The 18439-nt window shown below is 64.4% G+C and carries 14 protein-coding genes and 4 tRNA genes; 4 read left to right on the top strand and 14 right to left on the bottom strand.

The features are described 5' to 3' along the window. Positions 1 to 6: 6 nt before the first annotated feature. The 7 genes from KT882_RS13725 to KT882_RS13695 form a co-directional block, all read right to left on the bottom strand. Positions 7 to 3177 (bottom strand): efflux RND transporter permease subunit, encoded by a 3171-nt coding sequence (locus tag KT882_RS13725; RefSeq protein ID WP_161073564.1) that lies wholly within the window; start codon positions 3175 to 3177, stop codon positions 7 to 9. After that, entirely contained in the window at positions 3174 to 4349 is a 1176-nt protein-coding gene (locus tag KT882_RS13720; RefSeq protein ID WP_161073563.1) for an efflux RND transporter periplasmic adaptor subunit, read from the bottom strand. Before KT882_RS13720 ends, KT882_RS13725 begins: the two co-directional genes overlap by 4 nt. A 260-nt stretch (positions 4350 to 4609) precedes the next feature. Further along, on the bottom strand, positions 4610 to 6079 hold the full coding sequence (locus KT882_RS13715; RefSeq protein WP_228896215.1) for an efflux transporter outer membrane subunit: 1470 nt from the start codon (positions 6077 to 6079) through the stop codon (positions 4610 to 4612). Then, the gene (locus KT882_RS13710; protein ID WP_228896214.1) at positions 6079 to 9261 is read right to left on the bottom strand and encodes an efflux RND transporter permease subunit; all 3183 of its coding nucleotides are present in this window, start codon (positions 9259 to 9261) and stop codon (positions 6079 to 6081) included. Before KT882_RS13710 ends, KT882_RS13715 begins: the two co-directional genes overlap by 1 nt. A gap of 20 nt (positions 9262 to 9281) precedes the next feature. Then, positions 9282 to 10523: an efflux RND transporter periplasmic adaptor subunit gene (locus KT882_RS13705; protein ID WP_161073560.1), complete on the bottom strand. Its 1242-nt coding sequence runs from the start codon at positions 10521 to 10523 to the stop codon at positions 9282 to 9284. Positions 10524 to 10712: 189 nt separating this feature from the next. Further along, complete coding sequence (locus tag KT882_RS13700) at positions 10713 to 11552, bottom strand: alpha/beta hydrolase (protein WP_161073559.1); 840 nt, start codon at positions 11550 to 11552, stop codon at positions 10713 to 10715. Next, positions 11549 to 11758: a hypothetical protein gene (locus KT882_RS13695; RefSeq protein WP_161073558.1), complete on the bottom strand. Its 210-nt coding sequence runs from the start codon at positions 11756 to 11758 to the stop codon at positions 11549 to 11551. The genes KT882_RS13700 and KT882_RS13695 overlap by 4 nt, the downstream gene beginning before the upstream one ends. 123 nt (positions 11759 to 11881) lie before the next feature. Between KT882_RS13695 and KT882_RS13690 the strand changes: the two genes are divergently transcribed. Continuing rightward, entirely contained in the window at positions 11882 to 12832 is a 951-nt protein-coding gene (locus KT882_RS13690; RefSeq protein WP_161073557.1) for a LysR family transcriptional regulator, read from the top strand. Next, complete coding sequence (locus tag KT882_RS13685) at positions 12829 to 13785, top strand: D-2-hydroxyacid dehydrogenase (protein ID WP_161073556.1); 957 nt, start codon at positions 12829 to 12831, stop codon at positions 13783 to 13785. Before KT882_RS13690 ends, KT882_RS13685 begins: the two co-directional genes overlap by 4 nt. Before the next feature lie 15 nt (positions 13786 to 13800). On the opposite strand, the gene KT882_RS13680 is transcribed toward KT882_RS13685, so the two are convergent. Further along, positions 13801 to 14109, bottom strand: coding sequence for a hypothetical protein (locus KT882_RS13680; protein WP_161073555.1), 309 nt, complete (start codon positions 14107 to 14109; stop codon positions 13801 to 13803). 110 nt (positions 14110 to 14219) lie between these two features. Next, positions 14220 to 14666: a YciI family protein gene (locus KT882_RS13675; protein WP_161073554.1), complete on the bottom strand. Its 447-nt coding sequence runs from the start codon at positions 14664 to 14666 to the stop codon at positions 14220 to 14222. A gap of 119 nt (positions 14667 to 14785) precedes the next feature. Here KT882_RS13675 and KT882_RS13670 point away from each other — a divergent pair, with 119 nt between their 5' ends. Further along, positions 14786 to 15544, top strand: a complete 759-nt coding sequence (locus KT882_RS13670) for a hypothetical protein (RefSeq protein ID WP_228896213.1) — start codon at positions 14786 to 14788, stop codon at positions 15542 to 15544. 3 nt (positions 15545 to 15547) lie between these two features. On the opposite strand, the gene KT882_RS13665 is transcribed toward KT882_RS13670, so the two are convergent. The 5 genes from KT882_RS13665 to KT882_RS13645 all read right to left on the bottom strand — a co-directional run bounded on the left by KT882_RS13665 (position 15548) and on the right by KT882_RS13645 (position 17234). Beyond that, the gene (locus KT882_RS13665) at positions 15548 to 16705 is read right to left on the bottom strand and encodes an alpha-hydroxy acid oxidase (protein ID WP_161073552.1); all 1158 of its coding nucleotides are present in this window, start codon (positions 16703 to 16705) and stop codon (positions 15548 to 15550) included. An 87-nt stretch (positions 16706 to 16792) separates the two neighbouring features. Continuing rightward, a tRNA-Arg gene (locus KT882_RS13660) sits at positions 16793 to 16869 on the bottom strand. A 41-nt stretch (positions 16870 to 16910) separates the two neighbouring features. After that, positions 16911 to 16987, bottom strand: a tRNA-Arg gene (locus KT882_RS13655). Positions 16988 to 17020: 33 nt separating this feature from the next. Beyond that, a tRNA-Arg gene (locus KT882_RS13650) sits at positions 17021 to 17097 on the bottom strand. 60 nt (positions 17098 to 17157) lie between these two features. After that, positions 17158 to 17234: transfer RNA gene (locus tag KT882_RS13645), tRNA-Arg, on the bottom strand. A gap of 331 nt (positions 17235 to 17565) precedes the next feature. Here KT882_RS13645 and KT882_RS13640 point away from each other — a divergent pair. Continuing rightward, a complete protein-coding gene (locus tag KT882_RS13640; protein ID WP_161073551.1) occupies positions 17566 to 18405 on the top strand; it encodes a response regulator in 840 nt (279 codons plus the stop codon). The last annotated feature ends 34 nt before the right edge of the window (positions 18406 to 18439 follow it).

Here is an 18439-nt window from a genome sequence, read left to right as displayed (position 1 = left end):
CGCCGTCTAGTGCGGCTGGTTCTTCGCCCTGTCCTTGTGCGGCACGCGCTCGAAACGATGCGCGAAGGTGCGCAGGATGACGTAGAACACCGGCGTGAGGAACAGGCCGAAGAAGGTCACGCCCAGCATGCCGGCAAACACCGCCACACCCATCGCATGGCGCATTTCCGAGCCCGCGCCGCTGGAGAACACCAGCGGCAGCACGCCCATGATGAAGGCGATGGACGTCATCAAAATCGGACGCAGACGCAAACGGCAGGCCTCCAGCGCGGCCTGCAAGATGGTGCGGCCGTGGTCCTCCAGCTCGCGCGCGAACTCCACGATCAGGATGGCGTTCTTGGACGCCAGCCCCACCAGCACGAACAGCGCAATCTGCGTGAACACATTGTTGTCGCCATGCGTGAGCTTCACGCCCAGCAGCGCGCACAGGATGGACATGGGCACGATCAGGATCACCGCCAGCGGCAGCGTCCAGCTCTCGTATTGCGCCGCCAGCACCAGGAAAACCAGCAGCACGCACAGCGGGAACACGTAGATCATGGTGTTCCCGGACAGGATGTCCTGGTAGGTCAGCTCGGTCCATTCATAGCTGATCCCCTTGGGCAGCACTTCGCGCGCCAGCTTCTCCAGCGCCTCCTGCGCCTGCCCGGACGACACGCCCGGCGCCGGGCCGCCGTTCAGGTCCGCCGCCACGTAGGCGTTATAGCGCTGCACCATATCCGGCCCGTAGGTATCGCTCACGCGCATCAGCGACGACAGCGGTATCATCTCGCCCTTGTCGCTGCGCACCTTGAGCTGCGCCATCTGCTCCACGCGCGAGCGGAACTGCGCGTCCGCCTGCACGCGCACCTGGTAGGTGCGGCCGAACTGGTTGAAGTCGTTCACGTACAGCGAGCCCAGATTGATCTGCAAGGTCTGGTAAATGGTGGGCAGCGCCACGCCCAGCTGCTTGGCGCGGGTGCGGTCGATGTCGGCGAACAGCTGCGGCACGTTGATCTGGTAGCTGGAGAACACGCCCGCCAGCTTGGGCTCCTGCCAGGCTTTCATCTGCAAGGCCTGCACCGCCTTGTACAACTCGTCATAGCCCAGGTTGCCCCTGTCCTCTATCATCATCTTGAAGCCGCCTATGGTGCCCAGGCCATTCACCGGCGGCGGCGGGAAGACCATGATGAAGGCGTCCTGTATCGCCCCCATGCGCTTGTTCACTTCCGCCGCGATGCCCAGCCCGGACTCGGCGGCGCCATGCCGCTCATGGAAGGGCTTGAGCCCGACAAAGACGATGCCAGCATTGGGCGCGTTGGTGAAGCCGTTGATGGACAGGCCCGGGAAGGCGATCGAATCCTGCACGCCCGGCACGCCGGTGGCGATGTCGGACATGCGGCGTATCACCGAGTCGGTGCGGTCCAGCGAGGCGGCGTCCGGAAGCTGCGCGAAGCCCACCAGGTACTGCTTGTCCTGCCCCGGAACAAAGCCTTCCGGCACGGCGCGGAACATGAAGCCGGCCGCCACCACCAGCAGCAGGTAGACGCCGACCGCGCCCGCCTTCCGTTTCAGCACGCCGCCCACGCCGTCCTCGTAGCGCGCTGAGGCGCGGCCGAAGACCCGGTTGAACCAGCCGAAGAAGCGGCCGAACAGCTTGTCCATCAGTTTCGTGAGCGGGTCCCTGGGCGCGTCGTGCGGCTGCAGCAGCGAGGCGGCCAGCGCGGGCGCTAGCGTGAGCGAGCTGAATGCCGAGATCACCGTCGATATCGCGATGGTCAGGGCGAACTGGCGGTAGAACTGGCCGGACAGGCCGGACACGAAGGCAATCGGCACGAAGACGGCGCACAGCACCAGCGCGATGGCGATAATCGGCCCGCTCACCTCCTTCATGGCCTGGATGGTGGCGTCGCGCGGGGACAGTCCGTTGGCGATATTGCGCTCCACGTTCTCCACCACCACGATGGCGTCGTCCACCACGATGCCGATGGCCAGCACCAGTCCGAACAGCGACAGCGTGTTGATGGAAAAGCCGAACATCAGCATCACCGCGAAAGTGCCGACGATGGACACCGGCACAGCCAGCAGCGGAATAATCGACGCGCGCCAGGTCTGCAGGAACACGATCACCACCAGCACCACCAGCGCCACCGCCTCCAGCAGCGTATGGATAACGGCCTTGATGGATTCGCGCACGAACTGGGTGGGGTCGTACACCACGTCGAAGTCCACGCCCTCGGGGAAGTCCTTTTTCAGCTCGGCCAGCGTCTTGCGCACGTCGGTCGACAACTGCAGCGCATTCGCGCCGGGCGCCTCGAAGATACCGATGGCTGCGGCCGACTTGTTGTTCAGCAGCGAACGCAGGGAATAGGAATTGGAGCCCAACTCTACCCGCGCCACGTCGCGCAGCAGCGTGGTGGCGCCGTCGGTGCTGGTCTTGATGACGATGGCGCCGAAATCCTCCAGCGATTTCAGCCTGCCCTGCGTGTTCACCGTCAGCTGGAACTCGGAGCCGCGCGACGGCGCAGCGCCGATCACGCCCGCCGCCACCTGCACGTTCTGCTCGCGGATGGCCTGCACCACGTCGTTGGCGGTGAGGTTGCGCGCGGCGACTTTCTGCGGATCGAGCCAGACGCGCATGGCGTAGTCGCCCGCGCCGAACAGCTGCACCTCGCCCATGCCGGGGATGCGCGCCAGCTGGTCCTTCACGTTCAGCACCGCGTAGTTGCGCAGGTAGACGTCGTCGTAGCGGCCGTTGGGCGACACCAGGTGGGCCACCATGGTCAGGTTGGGCGAGGACTTCACGGTGGTCACGCCGATCTGGCGCACCTCCTCGGGCAAACGCGGCAAGGCGCGCTGCACGCGGTTCTGCACCTGGGTTTCGGCCTGCTCGACGTTGGTGCCGATCTTGAACGTCACCGTCAGCGCCAGCGAGCCGTCCGAGGTGTTTTTCGAGTCCATATAGAGCATGTTCTCGACGCCGTTGATCTGCTCCTCCAGCGGCGCGGCCACGGTTTCGGCAATGATCTTGGGATTCGCGCCGGGGTACTGCGCACGCACCACCACCGACGGCGGCACCACGTCCGGATATTCGGAGATGGGCAGCTCGATAATGGAAATCAGCCCCGCCACGAAAATAATGATGGACAGGACGGCTGCGAAGATGGGTTTGTCGACAAAGAAGCGGGAGAAGTTCATGACTTGTCCCCGGCCTTGGCGGACTTCTCAGGCTTGGGCGGGGCCGCCGGGTCGTAATCCATGCTGACCATCTGCGGCGTGATCGGTGCGCCGGGCCGCACGCGCTGCAGGCCGCCGACCACGATTTTCTCGCCTTTCGCCAGCCCGGAGCGCACCACGCGCAGGCCGTCGATGGACGGCCCCAGTTCCACCGGCCGGTACTCGGCCTTGCTGTCCTTGCCCACCACGAAGACGAACTTGCGGTTCTGGTCCGTGCCCACGGCGCGCTCGTTGATCAGCAAAGCCTGCCCGGCTTTGCCGTCCTTCCCGCCGCTGACCTGCACCCGCGCGAACAGGCCGGGCACCAGGACGTTGTCCGCGTTGGCGAAGGTGGCGCGCATGCGCACGCTGCCGGACTGCGGATCGAGCCGGTTGTCCACGAATTCCAGCTTGCCCTCGTGCGGGAAGCCCTGTTCGTTGGCCAGCCCCACGCGCACCGCTACCGGCGTGCCCTTGTGCGCCAGCGGGCCCACGCGCAGATAGGTTTCCTCGTCGCCGTCGAAGCTGGCGTAGATCTTGTCCACCGAGACCACGGAGGTCAGCATGGCGGTGGTGTCGACCAGGTTGCCGATGGTGATTTCGGCCTTGCTGACGCGGCCCGCAATGGGCGACTGCACGCGCGTGTAAGCCATGTTCAGGCGCGCCGTTTCCAGCGCGGCCTGGGCGGCGCGCAGGTCCGCGTCCAGCTGCTTCAGGCCCGCCGCGCGCTCGTCCAGTTCGCGCTGGGCGATGGCGCGGTCGGCGTACAGGCGTTCGGCGCGGGTCAGCTCGAGTTTGGCCAGGTCCGCCTTGGCTCGGCTGGACGCGGCCCCCGCCTCGGCGCCGCTCAGGGCCGCCTGGTAGGGGCGCGGGTCGATCACGAACAGCACGTCGCCCTTGCGCACGATGCTGCCCGGGGTGAAGTTGACGGCGGTGATGTAGCCGCCCACGCGGGGCCGCACTTCGACGCGCTCGATGGCTTCGAGCCGGCCGGAGAATTCCTGGGTTTCGGTGACGTCCTTTTCCACCACCACGGCGGCCGATACCGGCGCCCCGCCCTGCGGCGGCGCCTCTTTCGGCTTCTCGCCGCAGCCGGCAAGCAGGTATAAGGAGAGGGTCACGGACAAGACGAACGGCAGAGCAGGCTGGCGCATGGCTTTCCTTCGCAGGGGGTGGCTATCCTGCGCCGAGTCTACCGGGCTTGCCGCCCGGTGGCGAGTAAATCAATGTTAAAAAGTGGTAAGGGGCGGCGGCACAGTGGCGGGTTACGGCTGCGCCTAACCCGCCCTACGCACTGAAAATCTTAGGGCGGGTTAGCGCGCGAGCGCGTAACCCGCCACCACGCGGCACAAAAAAAACGGCGCCATCTCTGGCGCCGTCAAAGGGCAATACTACCGGTAAAGGTCTATTCGTCTTACTTAGAGGCAACAGTCAGCGGCGCCGCATCCCAGCCGCCGCCGAGCGCGCGTATCAGCGCCACGGTGGTGACGGCGCGGCTGCCGCGCAGCTGGACCGCGCTGCGCTCCACGCTGGCCAGGTTGCGCTGCGCGTCCAGCAGGTCCAGATAGCTGGAACGGCCGGCATCGTACAGCTTCTGCGCCAGGTCGGCCGAGCGGCGCGCTGATACCACCGCGTCGTCGATTTCCTGGGTCTGGCCGGACAGGATGCGCAGGCCGGCCAGGTTGTCTTCCACCTCGGCGAACGCGGTCAGCACGCTCTGGCGGTAGCTGGCGACGGATTCTTCCAGCGCCGCTTCGCTGCGCACCACGTTGTTCTTGTTGCGGCCACCGTCGATCAGCGGCATGGACATCAGCGCGCCCAGCACCCACGAACGGCTGCTCCACTTGAACACGTCCGAGAACGTGCCCGCCGCGCCGCCGCCGTTGGCGCTGATGTTCAGCGCCGGGAACATGGCCGCGCGGGCCACGCCGATGCGGGCGTTGGACGCTTCCATGGCGCGCTGCGCGGAAGCGATGTCCGGACGGCGTTCCAGCAGCGTGGACGGCAGGCCGCCCGGGATGGCCGGCAGCAGCGACGAGTCCAGCAGCGGGCTCACGCCGGCCGTGAAGTCGGCCGCCGGTTTACCCAGCAGCACGGCCAGTGCGTGCTCGGTGGTCACGCGGGTGCGCTGCAGGCCGATGGCTTCGGCGCGCGAGGTGGCCAGTTCGGTCTTGGCGCGCGACAGGTCGAATTCGCCGATGTCGCCCAGGTCGAAGCGGCGCTGGTTGACCTTCACGTTTTCCTGGCGCAGGCGCACAGTCTGCTCCAGCGTGGCCAGTTCGGCGTCCGTGGCGCGCAGACGGAAATAAGTCTGCGCCACGTCGGCCTGCACGGACAGCAGCACCGAGCGGTAGGTCGCCTCCACCGAAGCGGCGTCGCTGCGCGCGGCGTCCACGCCGGAGGAAACGCGGCCGAACAGGTCCACTTCATAGCTGGCCGTCAGGCTGGCGGTGTAGCTGGTCTGCGGCGCCACCGGGCTGCCTTGCGGCAGGCCCAGCGACTGCGCCGAAGCGCGGGCGCGCTGGGCGCCCACACCCACGCCGATTTGCGGAATGCGGTCCGCTTCGGCGATGCCGGCGATGGCGCGCGCCTGCTTCACGCGGGCGGCCGCCACGGCCAGGTTGGCGTTGGCCTTGGTGGCTTCGGCGATCAGCTGGTTCAGGGCCGGATCGTTGAAGGCCAGCCACCATTCGCCGCGCGGCTGCTGCTCGGCGGGCTGCGCCTGCTTCCAGCGGGTGCCGTCGGCGGCGGTCTGCACGGGCGCCTGGCCTTCCTTGAAGGCGGCCGGCACGGCGATCTCGGGCTGTTTGAAAGTGGGCGCGGCGCAAGCGGTCAGCAGCAGTGCTGCGACCAGGGGCGCGACGCCTTTAGCGATCATATTCATTAGTGAGTCCCTTCCAGTTTGGCAGGCGCGATGGCGTCGGCCGGGGATTTCTTCTCAAGGCGCTGGGCCAGGGTGCGCAGCAGGACGTAGAACACAGGCGTGAGGAACAGGCCGAAGAAGGTCACGCCCAGCATGCCGGCAAACACCGCCACACCCATGGCGTGGCGCATTTCCGAACCTGCGCCGCTCGAGAACACCAGGGGCACGACACCCATGATGAAGGCGATCGACGTCATCAGGATCGGACGCAGACGCAGGCGGCAGGCTTCCAGGGCGGCTTGCAGCACGGTGCGGCCATGGTCTTCCAGTTCGCGGGCGAATTCCACAATCAGAATAGCATTCTTCGAGGCCAGGCCCACCAGCACGAACAGGGCGATCTGGGTAAAGATGTTGTTGTCGCCGCCGGTCACCTTCACGCCAATCAGGGCGCACAGGATGGACATCGGCACGATCAGGATCACCGCCAGCGGCAGGGTCCAGCTTTCATACTGGGCAGCCAGCACCAGGAACACCAGCAGCACGCACAGAGGGAACACATAGATCATGGTATTACCGGACAGGATCTCCTGGTAAGTCAAATCGGTCCACTCGTAGGCTATCCCTTTTGGCAGAGTCTCTTTGGCGATCTGCTCGAAGATGGCTTGCGCGGTACCCGACGATACGCCGGCCGCAGGGCCGCCGTTCATGTCGGCCGACACGTAGGCGTTGTAGCGCTGCACGCGGTCCGGGCCATAGCTGTCCTTCACGCGCATCAGCGACGACAGCGGAATCATCTCGCCTTTGTCGTTGCGCACTTTCAGCTGGGCGATCTGCTCGGCCTGCGAACGGAACGGGGCGTCAGCCTGCACGCGCACTTGATAGGTGCGGCCGAACTGGTTGAAGTCGTTCACGTACAGCGAACCCAGGTTGATCTGCAAGGTCTGGTAGATGGTCGCCAGCGGCACGCCCAGCTGCTTGGCCTTGGTGCGGTCCACGTCCGCGAACAGCTGCGGCACGTTGATCTGGAAGCTGGAGAACACGCCTTGCAGCTGCGGATTGCCCCATGCTTTCATCTGCATCGCCTGGCTGGCCTTATACAGTTCGTCGTAGCCCACGTTGCCGCGGTCTTCCAGCATCATCTTGAAACCGCCGATGGTGCCCAGGCCATTGACTGGCGGCGGCGGGAACACCATCACGAAGGCGTCCTTCACGGCGCCCATGCGCTTGTTGATTTCAGCGGCGATGGCTTCGGCCGACTGGCTCTTGTCCTTGCGCTCATGGAAAGGCTTGAGCGTGGTGAACACGATGCCCGAGTTAGGCGCATTGGTGAAGCCGTTGATCGACAGGCCGGGGAAAGCCACGCTGGCTTCCACGCCGGGGATTTCCTGGGCGATGGCGGACATCTTCTTGATGACGGCGTCGGTGCGGTCCAGCGAGGCGGCGTCCGGCAGCTGGGCGAAGCCGACCAGGTATTGCTTGTCCTGCGCCGGCACGAAGCCCGACGGCACGGCTTTGAACATGAACACGGCGGCGATGGCCAGCAGCGCATACACGCCCACGGCGGCCGATTTGCGGCGCAGCACGCCCTTCACGCCCACTTCATACTGGTCCGACTTGCGGCCGAAGAAGCGGTTGAACCATGCGAAGAAGCGGCCGAAGATCTTGTCCATGCCGCGGGTCAGCGCGTCTTTCGGCGCGTCGTGCGGTTTCAGCAGGGCTGCCGACAGGGCCGGGGCCAGGGTCAGCGAGCTGAATGCCGAGATCACGGTCGAGATGGCGATGGTCAGCGCGAACTGGCGGTAGAACTGGCCGGTCAGGCCCGCCACGAAGGCGATAGGCACGAACACGGCGCACAGCACCAGGGCGATGGCGATAATCGGACCGCTCACCTCTTTCATGGCCTGGATGGTGGCGTCGCGCGGGGTCAGGCCGTTGGCGATATTGCGCTCCACGTTTTCCACCACCACGATGGCGTCATCGACCACGATACCGATGGCCAGCACGAGGCCGAACAGCGACAGCGTGTTGATGGAGAAGCCGAAGCCTATCATCACGGCGAAAGTACCGACTACCGACACCGGCACCGCCAGCAGCGGAATGACGGAGGCGCGCCAGGTTTGCAGGAAGATGATGACGACCAGCGCCACCAGCACAATCGCTTCAATCAGCGTGTGGATTACGGAGTCGATGGACTCGCGCACGAATTGGGTCGGGTCGTACACAATGCTGTATTCGACGCCTTCCGGGAAATCTTTCTTCAGCTCGGCCATCTTGGCGCGCACGTCCGAGGACAGCTGCAGCGCGTTGGCGTTCGGGGCTTCGAAAATAGGGATGGCCACTGCGGACTTGTTGTTCAGCAGGGAGCGCAGCGCGTAGGAGTTCGAGCCCATTTCCAGGCGCGCCACATCCTTCAGCAAGGTCACAGCGCCGTCGGCGTTGGTCTTGACGATGATGTTGCCGAATTCCTCAACCGTCTGCAGGCGGCCCTGGGTGTTGACGGTCAGCTGGAAGTCCGCGTCTTTCGATGGGCCCTGGCCGATCACGCCTGCCGCCACCTGCACGTTCTGCTCGCGGATGGAGGCGACCACGTCGCCGGCGGTCAGGTTGCGCGCCGCGACTTTCTGCGGATCGAGCCAGACGCGCATGGCGTAGTCGCCCGAGCCGAACAGCTGGACTTCGCCCATGCCCTGGATGCGGGCCAGCTGGTCCTTCACGTTCAGCACGGCGTAGTTGCGCAGGTACAGGTCGTCGTAACGGCCGTCAGGCGACTGCAAGTGCACCACCATGGTCAGGTTGGGCGAGGACTTCACCGTCGTCACACCGATCTGGCGCACCTCTTCCGGCAGGCGCGGCAGCGCGCGCTGGACGCGGTTCTGCACCTGGGTTTCGGCCTGCTCGACGTTGGTGCCGATCTTGAACGTCACGGTCAGCGCCAGCGCGCCGTCCGAGGTGTTCTGCGACGTCATGTAGAGCATGTTTTCGACGCCGTTGATCTGCTCTTCCAGCGGCGCGGCCACGGTTTCGGCAATGATCTTGGGGTTGGCGCCGGGGTACTGCGCGCGCACCACCACGGACGGCGGCACCACATCCGGATACTCGGAGATGGGCAGCTTGAAGATGGATATCAATCCACCGACGAAAATGATGATCGATAGAACCGCCGCGAAGATCGGTTTATCGACAAAGAAGCGTGAAAAGTTCATGGATTATTCCTTCTTATTTCTTACTTCGAAGCGGTGCCGGCCTTGGTGCTGGCGGCAGCGACTTTTTCATCTTTCTTGGCTTCTGGCTTGGCTGGCGCCGGCGCGAGCGGATCGAAGTCCATCTTCACGATTTCGGCGGTCACCGGGGAGCCCGGGCGCACACGCTGCAGGCCGTTGACCACGATCTTCTCGCCCGGCTTCAGGCCGTCGCGCACCACGCGCAGGCCGTCGATTTGCGGACCCAGCGTGACAGGACGGTATTCGGCCTTGCTGTCGGCGCCGACCACGAACACGAACTTGCGGTTCTGGTCCGTGCCCACGGCGCGGTCGTTGATCAGCAGCGCAGGCTTGCCGCTGCCGGCGCCTTCCAGCTGCACGCGGGCGAACAGGCCGGGCACCAGCACGTTGTCGGCGTTGGTGAAGGTGGCGCGCATGCGCACCGAGCCGCTGCGCGGGTCAAGCTGGTTGTCCACGAATTCCAGCTTGCCTTCGTGCGGGAAGCCGGTCTCGTTGGCCAGGCCCACTTTCACGGTCACAGGCTGACCCTTGGCTGCGGACGATCCGACGCGCAAATAGGTGTCCTCGTCGCCGTCGAAACTGGCGTAGATCTTGTCGAGCGAGACCACGGAGGTCAGCACGGCGGACGCGTCCACCAGGTTGCCCAGCGTGATTTCCGCTTTCGAGACGCGGCCGTTAATCGGCGACACCACCTGGGTGTAAGCCACGTTCAGGCGGGCCGCTTCGGCTTGCGCGGAAGCCGCGCGGGCGTTGGCGTCCAGCTCTTTCAGGCTGGACGATTTCTCGTCGTATTCGCGCTGCGCGATGGCTTTGTCGGCCAGCAGCTTCTCGGCGCGGGCCAGTTCCAGCTTGGCCAGGTCGGCCTTGGCGCGCGCGGAATTCGCGGCGGCTTCGGCGCGGCTCAGTTCAGCCTGGTATGGACGGGCGTCGATCTGGAACAGCACGTCGCCCTTTTTCACCAGGCTGCCCGGCTTGAAGTTGACGGCGGTGATGAAGCCGCTGACGCGCGAACGGATTTCCACGCGCTCGATGGCTTCCAGGCGGCCGGAGAATTCCTGCGTCTCGGTCACGCTTTTTTCCACCACGGCAGCGGCGGAGATCGGCGGGCCGCCGGCCGCTGGGGCTTCGGCGGTCTTGCCATTGGCGGTATCGCATCCTGCAAGGCTGACGGCTGCCACCCCTGCTACGACCAGTGCGGCGGCCAGCGGACGCAGCATGGCAGTGAAGTTTTTCTCGGTTTTCATATTCATCCCTTTTTGTATGAAAAATTTTAATAGATGCGGCGATACCGCTCGCCACTGCAAAAACGTAGGGACAAGACGGCCCTACCGCGCACGAGGCACGGAAAAATTGTTACTGCATGGAATGTCTCTGGTTTACAAATATACTGGCAGGCAGATAATATGTAAACTTATTTGTTTAGTTATTCATGGTCAGGACTCCGCACCGTCCAGTCCGGCGATAAAGCCGGCAATCTCGCTCAGCGCAAACACCTTGCACGCGCATTCATTGCGCGCTTCGACGTCGGAAACCGGCGCGGCAGGCAGGCGCCGCACCGTGGTCTTGATCCCGCAGGAGATCAGTTTGCTGCCGTATTGTTCAGCTTCATCGCGTAATGGGTCGTCTTCGCCCGACAGGATCAGCGCGGGCGGCAGATTCTTCAGCCGGCTCGACTGCAGCGGCGAGGCATAAGGGTGGGTACGGTCCGCCGCATTGGGCAGGTAGCCGCGGTAGCCGGCGGCGCACACGTCGGCCGCCTTGGCCTTGTCGGTGCATGTCGGCAGCTCCCGCATGGAGCTGCTCGACAGGCCCGGGTCCAGCATGGGCATAATGAGGATCTGGCCGGACAGCGCAGGGCCGCCGCGGTCGCGCGACATCAGCGTGCTGACGGCGGCCAGGTTGGCGCCGGCTTCAATGCCGGCCACCACCAGGCGCTTGCCATTCCAGCCCAGCTTGGTTTTATTCTTTTTTGCCCACAGCAGTACCGCGTGGGCGTCCTCCACCGCAGCCGGGAAAGGGCTGACAGTGGCGAGGGTGTAATTACTGGCCAGCACGAGGTAGCCGGTGTCGCAGCTCACCAGGCCGCGCAGGAACTCGTCGGCTTCCTCCAGGTCACCGCTGACAAAACCGCCGCCAGGGAAGAAGACGATCAGCGTATCGCGCTTGCCGGCGCCCGACCAGGCGCCGCTGTACAAGCGCGCCGCCAGCGGGCCGTGCGCGCCGCTTACTTCGATATCGCGCGTCTTCAACGCCAATGGGGCCTGCTCCATCATTGCTGCACCGCCGCAGAAGTCGTGCCGTCCACGCTGTCTGCGGAGGCTACCAGGCCACCGCCGATGACCTCGTGGGTCAAGGCGTTGACGCCACGGACCTCCGTACCGGTCGCTGCCGAGTACGCGTCGGTGTACATCATTCCGGCCAAGGCGAACGAACTCAGCGTCAAAGCGATCGTTGCAAAGATTCCATCCCGATGTTTCATGGTAAAACTCCTAGTAGCTGTGCGTAACATTTCCGCATGCATGAACTATAAACTTGATCTACAATCCGATAAATACGATGAAGTCGAATTGATTGTTCAGAATCCCGAACAATAAGGAAATAGATGAACAAACTGCTAGCAATGGAAGTGTTCGTGCAGGTGGTGGACGCCGGCGGCTTTACGCGCGCGGCCGAGAACATGCAATTGCCCAAAGCCAGCGTCTCGACGCTGGTGCAAGGCCTGGAAACGGCGCTGGCGGTCAAGCTGCTGCACCGCACCACGCGCCAGATCAGCGTCACCGCCGACGGGGCTGCTTATTATGAGCGCTGCCTGCGCATCCTGTCGGACGTGCGCGAGGCCGAGGAGTCGCTGTCGCGCACCAAGCTCAGCCCCAGCGGGCGGCTGCGGGTGGACGCGCCCACCGGGCTGGCCAGCGAAATCCTGATCCCCGCCCTGCCCGACTTCTTCGAGCGCTATCCGGACATCACCCTGGAACTGGGCTGCAGCGACCGCCCGGTGGACCTGATAGAAGAAGGCGTGGACTGCGCCGTGCGCGGCGGCCTGCTGGGCGACTCGGCGTTGATCGCGCGCCGGATCGGGATACTCAGCTTTGTTACCTGCGCCGCCCCGTCCTACCTGGCGCGCTACGGCGTGCCGCGGCACCCGCGCGAGCTGGAGCGCCACCGCTGCGTCAACTATTTCTCCTCCAAGACCGGCAAGATCTACGACTGGGACTTCACGCTGAACGGCGAGCGCATCCAGATGCCGCTGCCGGGCGTGATCGCGCTCAACGACAGCAACGCCTACGTGGCGGCCGGCGTGGCCGGGCTGGGCATCGTGCAGATGACGGACTTCGCGCTGGAGGAGCATCTGCGCGCCGGCCGCCTGACCCAGGTGCTGGACGAGTGGATTACCGACCCCATCCCGATTCATGTAGTCTATCCGCAGAACCGCCACCTGTCGGCCAAGGTGCGCGTGTTCGTGGAGTGGGTGGCCGAGCACTTCGCCGCCCACCCCGGCATGCGCATCCGCACCACGCCCAACCTCCTATCCAGCCAGCAGGCCGCCCAATGAACAATTCGCACAACATCGTCTTCCTCGACCGCGAAAGCCTGATCGCCAATGTGCGCCGGCCCGTTTTCAGCCATAGCTGGACCGAGTACGCCGCCACCGGAGCGGCCGATGCCGCCAGCCGCCTGGCCGGCGCCACCATCGCCATCACCAACAAGGTCCCGCTGCGCGCCGACACGCTGGCGCAGCTGCCGGAGCTGAAGATGATCGCCGTGGCGGCCACCGGCACCGACATCATCGACCTGGCCGCCTGCAAGGCGCGCGGCATCGTGGTCGCCAATATCCGCAACTACGCCTACGCCACGCTGCCGGAGCACACCTTCGCCATGATATTGGCGCTGCGCCGCAACCTGCTGGCCTACCGGGCCGACGTGCTGGCCGGGAAATGGCAGAAGTCCGACAAATTCTGCCTGTTCGACCACCCCATCGCCGACCTGGCGGGCAGCAAGCTCGGCTTGCTGGGCTATGGCGCGCTGGGGCAGGCGGTGGCCAGGCTGGGGCGCGCCTTCGGCATGGAAATCATCGTGCACAAGCGCACGCCGGTGGAGGAAGACGGCGTGCGGAATGTGTCCTGGGACGAGCTGCTGGAGACGTCGGACGTGCTCAGCCTGCACGCGCCGCTGAACGACCAGACCCGCAATCTGATCGGTGCGGCCGAACTGGCGCGCATGAAGCGCAGCGCCCTGCTGATCAACACCGCCCGCGGTGGACTGGTGGACGAGGCGGCCCTGGCCGGAGCGCTGACCACCGGCGTGATCGCCGGCGCCGGTTTCGACGTGCTGGTGAAGGAACCGCCGCCGGAAGACAACGTGCTGCTCAATCTGCACCTGCCCAACTTCATCCTCACCCCCCACATCGCCTGGGCCAGCACGCAGGCCATGCAGATCCTGGCCGATCAGCTGATCGACAATATCGAAGCTTTCGCGGCGGGCAAGCCGGTCAACGTGGTGGGATAGCGGAGCGCATCCACCTTAATGGCGGAGAATTGCTTCTTTCAGCAGGAAGAACAAGGTGATGCTCATGCCGGCCTGCGAGAAAAACAGGCCGATGGCGACGCCTATCATCCAGGTTCGCAGCTTGTCGATCTCGTCTTTCAGTTCGGCTTTGGTCGCGAAGTGCGGCAGCTGGGCCTCGATGCCGGCAAAACGCGCGTTCATTTCGCCGCGCAGCTCGGCAATGTCCTGCTTCGTCGCCATGGTGGCGCGTATCAGGGCCAATTCTGTCTCGGCGGAGTACATGCGTTTCTCCAGGTCGCGCGCGGTCATCCGGAATTTCAGCATCGGACATGCCCATCTCCTTGTCAAGCAAGCTCCTGTCACAATGCGCCAGGAAGCTGCCGACAAGTTTGAGCCGTATCAAACTCCGCGCGGGCGACCAGCCACCTTGGCGCCTATTTTTGCTTGGATATTTTCTTGTGAATATCACCTACCGCCATCAGGCCGGCGGAGGCAAAGAAGGCGTGGAATTCGCCCACCATTTCGCCGTTGATGATGACAGGATCGGTGGCGACGATCTTCTTCGCTTCCTCGATATTATCGGTGGCAATCACGAACACGCCGCGCCAGCCGTCCACGCCGTCCAGCGGGCCGGCCAGCGCCAGCTTCTTCTCGTCGGCGAGGCGCTGCATATTGGCAAAGTGACCCTTGAACATGTTGTCGCGTTCGGCGCCGGCCGGCATCTTGTTGGGGCCGGTTTTCAGGATGACCAGCACATATTTCTTCATCCCCATTTCATTGCCGCCCAGCGATTTGGCCAGCTCGGGATCGCTCTGGGCCGCAGCCGGCAACGAGGAGAAGGCCAGGAATCCGCACAGTACCGCCAAGCTCTGCTTCCACATGGTTTTGCTCCTTTTTATAGATTTATTTCAACACACTAACACACCGCCGCAAGCGCGCACCACTGCCGCCGCAGATCCGCTAGTATCTTTGATCGATATCAGATTGGCAGGTTTGAGGAATGAAAGCCCAGCTGCAGGAAGACATAGGCGACAGCCATCCGCCTGCGCCGCCCCACGCCGCGCATGAGGCCGCAACATCGGATGCCGGAGCATGGGCAACGCCCCCTCCGATCTCCGATCCGTGGCCTGCGGATGATCCACCCGTCTGGCGCGCGCCGGCGGCGCCCGATTATTCGCAACCGGAAGAGGCGCCGCACTGGTTCGCACGCTGGGGCCGGCGAGCCGCTGCGGGAACGGCAATTTTGCTCGCCACGCTCGCCGTGGGCGGCGCCGGTCTGTGGCTGTACAAGGAGAGCAAGGTGGAGCAATCGCTGTCCGTGCTGGCCAGGGCGCCCATCCCGGCGCGCCACGCCATGCCTGCGCCCGCCGCGCATGCCCAGGCCAGCGATACGCAATATGCACAGCAAGCTTTGGCAACACAGCCAGCGGCGGCGACGGCAGCGGCAGCCGACGCGCCGCCACTCCTTGCTGCCCTCCCACCGCCGCAGGCCGGCAGCCAGGAAGCCCCGCCGGCCATCGCATCAGCTCCCGATCGGATACGCAAGCGCGCATCGGCGCCGCGATCCCGGACTGCATCGGCGGCTGCGCAGCTCAAGGTCAAGTCCGCCATCGACAAACCCGGCCGCACCGCGCCGCTTGCGGAAACACTCAGGCTCTGCCGTGCCGCCGGCTATCACGCGGCCAAGTGCGTGCAGCTCGACTGCACCGCCACCCAGTACGGGCTCGCATGCAAAGGCGCGCGCAATGTGCGGCGCTAGGCGTCAGGGCCGCTGCGGATAGCTGCCCGGCAGCAGGATGTTCTTGTCCACCAGCGCCACGTCGCGCAGGCCGCAGAAGGCCATCGTCAGGTCCAGTTCGTTGCGGATGATTTCCAGGCAGCGCGTCACGCCCTGCTCGCCCATGGCGCCCAGCCCGTACAGGAAAGGCCGGCCGATATACACACCCTTCGCCCCCAGCGCCAGGGCCTTGATCACGTCCTGCCCGGAGCGGATGCCGCCGTCCATATGCACTTCGATCTCCTTGCCCACCGCCTCCACTATCGCAGGCAGCGCGCCGATGGACGAGTCCGCGCCGTCCAGCTGGCGGCCGCCGTGGTTGGACACGATGAGCGCATCCGCGCCCGCCTCCACGCAATGGCGCGCGTCCTCCGCGTCCATAATCCCTTTGATGATAAGCTTGCCGCCCCAGCGCTGCTTGATCCACTCCACGTCTTTCCACGACAGGCTGAGGTCGAACTGCTGGCTGGTCCACGACGACAGCGAGGACATGTCCGACACCGACGTGGCGTGCCCGACGATATTGCCGAAGCTGCGCCGCCGGGTGCCCAGCATGCCCATGCACCAGCGCGGCTTGGTTGCGAGATTGATGAGATTGGCCAAGGTAGGCTTGGGCGGCGCCGACAGCCCGTTGCGGATGTCCTTGTGGCGCTGCCCCAGCACCTGCAAATCCAGCGTCAGCACCAGCGCCGAGCAGCGCGCCGCCTTGGCGCGGTCGATCAGGCGGTTGATGAACTCGCGGTCCTTCATCACGTAAAGCTGGAACCAGAACGGCTTGGTGGTGTGCGCCGCCACGTCCTCGATGGAACAGATGCTCATGGTGGAGAGGGTGAAGGGCACGCCGAAGGCTTCGGCGGCGCGCGCGGCCAGGATTTCGCCGTCGGCGTGCTGCATGCCGGTCAGCCCGGTCGGCGCCAGCGCCACCGGCATGGACACGGCCTGCCCCGCCATGGTGCTGGCCAGGGTGCGGTTTTCAAGGTTGACAGCCACGCGCTGCCGGAATTTGATGGCGGAAAAGTCGCTGGTGTTGGCGCGGTAGGTGGACTCGGTCCACGAACCGGCGTCGGCGTAGTCGTAAAACATGCGCGGCACGCGTTTTTGCGCCAGCACGCGCAGGTCTTCGATGCAGGTGATGATGGTCATGCAGGCTCCCGGGATTGCTATTCCAGCAAATCATAACAGGAGCCCAAAACGAAAAGGGCCAGATCTTCCGATCTGGCCCTCGTATTCTGGTGCGGCTGGCAGGAATCGAACCCACGACCCCTTGGTTCGTAGCCAAGTACTCTATCCAGCTGAGCTACAGCCGCTTGGTATTGCTAAACTTCTCACATCTCTACTACGGTAAAACTGGTGCGGCTGGCAGGAATCGAACCCACGACCCCTTGGTTCGTAGCCAAGTACTCTATCCAGCTGAGCTACAGCCGCAAACTACATCACAACACAATATATCAGTAAGACTGGTGCGGCTGGCAGGAATCGAACCCACGACCCCTTGGTTCGTAGCCAAGTACTCTATCCAGCTGAGCTACAGCCGCATCGCCACTACTGATACTGCTACGCTATCACGATAATAACGTATTTACTACTTCTAAAACTGGTGCGGCTGGCAGGAATCGAACCCACGACCCCTTGGTTCGTAGCCAAGTACTCTATCCAGCTGAGCTACAGCCGCATCGGAAACCACTGATAAACTGCAGTTTTCGCTTTCTTTCTCTGGTTCCCCGTCGAAAGAAGCAAGATTATAGGGAACTCCATTGTGCTTGTCCAGAGGGAAATCGCATGAAACGCGTTCGGCGTCGCTTCAGCACTTCATTCATGCAAGTGATATTGATCATCACCAACTGCAATTGGATTTTCCATAGGGCATGTTGCATAGTTACACCTGTCTCCTCTATTCTCCTAACCGGAAATAGATTCAGCCCGCTCCCGCAGCGGGCTTTTTTTTCGCCCGGCGCTGGTGTAGCATCAAGCCACGTAGCAAAAGACGCAACAACGGGCCCTGGATGACACAACAAGAAAGTATCAGCCTGCATACCCTGCCGCCCATAGACTGGCCGCGCACGGCGCTGGGGCCGCCGTCCGGCTGGCCGGCGTGCTTGCGGCTGTCGGTCGACATCATGCTCAACTGCCCCGCCGGCATGGCCATCGTCTGGGGGCCGGAAAAAATCCTGCTATATAACAAAGCCTACGCGGCGCTGATGGGCGTGCGCGCCGAATCCGTGCCCGGCGGCGCCGTGCCGACCATGATCCCTGCCGTGTTCGGCTGGAACCATGCCGCGCTGGAAGCGGTCTGGGGCGGCGCCGCGCTGGCCTACCCCGCCCAAGCCATGCCGCTGTGGCGCGACGGCGCGCCCGACCATCAGCTGCTGGACCTGCACTACACCCCGCTGCGCGACGACGCCGGCGTGGTGCGCGGCGTGCTGTGCGCGATGCAGCCGTCCGCCGCGCCGCCGCCCACGGCCAGCGCGCCCTCCCACGCCCGCGTGCTGGTGGTGGAGGACAATCCGGACGCCCTCTACCTGGTCTGCGAAATGCTGCGCGCGCTGGGCTACGAAGTGGACGCGGCCGGCGACGGCGAACGGGCGTTAGCCATGCTGCAGGACGGGCGCTACGCCATCCTGTTCAGCGACGTCAGCCTGCCCGGCATGTCCGGCATCGAACTGGCGCGCACCGCGCTGCGCAGCCAGCCACAGCTGCAAGTGGTGTTCGCCTCCGGCTACGGCGGCGCCCTGACCAGCCAGCTCGATTTTCCCGCCACTTCCATGCAAAAACCTTACGAAATCGACCAGCTGCGAGATATGCTGGCCAGTGCCGCCGCCCGGGCGCCAATGGTGCGTTTGTAAACCCCGCAAGGCGGCTACAATGAAAGCACGGCCC

This window comes from Pseudoduganella aquatica, from assembly GCF_020865585.1.
GTDB lineage: Bacteria > Pseudomonadota > Gammaproteobacteria > Burkholderiales > Burkholderiaceae_D > Rugamonas > Rugamonas aquatica_A.
Note: the sequence above shows the minus strand (reverse complement) of the source record. Positions and strands in the feature narration are given on the sequence as shown.

Bases quoted from the DNA above. Each gene is read 5' to 3' on its own strand.
- KT882_RS13685 (WP_161073556.1), top strand. From the start codon at position 12,829: ATGAACAATTCGCACAACATCGTCTTCCTCGACCGCGAAAGCCTGATC.
- KT882_RS13720 (WP_161073563.1), bottom strand. From the start codon at position 4,349: ATGCGCCAGCCTGCTCTGCCGTTCGTCTTGTCCGTGACCCTCTCCTTA.
- KT882_RS13665 (WP_161073552.1), bottom strand. From the start codon at position 16,705: ATGACCATCATCACCTGCATCGAAGACCTGCGCGTGCTGGCGCAAAAA.
- KT882_RS13640 (WP_161073551.1), top strand. From the start codon at position 17,566: ATGACACAACAAGAAAGTATCAGCCTGCATACCCTGCCGCCCATAGAC.
- KT882_RS13715 (WP_228896215.1), bottom strand. From the start codon at position 6,079: ATGAATATGATCGCTAAAGGCGTCGCGCCCCTGGTCGCAGCACTGCTG.
- KT882_RS13705 (WP_161073560.1), bottom strand. From the start codon at position 10,523: ATGAAAACCGAGAAAAACTTCACTGCCATGCTGCGTCCGCTGGCCGCC.
- KT882_RS13675 (WP_161073554.1), bottom strand. From the start codon at position 14,666: ATGTGGAAGCAGAGCTTGGCGGTACTGTGCGGATTCCTGGCCTTCTCC.
- KT882_RS13695 (WP_161073558.1), bottom strand. From the start codon at position 11,758: ATGAAACATCGGGATGGAATCTTTGCAACGATCGCTTTGACGCTGAGT.
- KT882_RS13690 (WP_161073557.1), top strand. From the start codon at position 11,882: ATGAACAAACTGCTAGCAATGGAAGTGTTCGTGCAGGTGGTGGACGCC.
- KT882_RS13710 (WP_228896214.1), bottom strand. From the start codon at position 9,261: ATGAACTTTTCACGCTTCTTTGTCGATAAACCGATCTTCGCGGCGGTT.
- KT882_RS13700 (WP_161073559.1), bottom strand. From the start codon at position 11,552: ATGATGGAGCAGGCCCCATTGGCGTTGAAGACGCGCGATATCGAAGTA.
- KT882_RS13680 (WP_161073555.1), bottom strand. From the start codon at position 14,109: ATGCTGAAATTCCGGATGACCGCGCGCGACCTGGAGAAACGCATGTAC.
- KT882_RS13670 (WP_228896213.1), top strand. From the start codon at position 14,786: ATGAAAGCCCAGCTGCAGGAAGACATAGGCGACAGCCATCCGCCTGCG.
- KT882_RS13725 (WP_161073564.1), bottom strand. From the start codon at position 3,177: ATGAACTTCTCCCGCTTCTTTGTCGACAAACCCATCTTCGCAGCCGTC.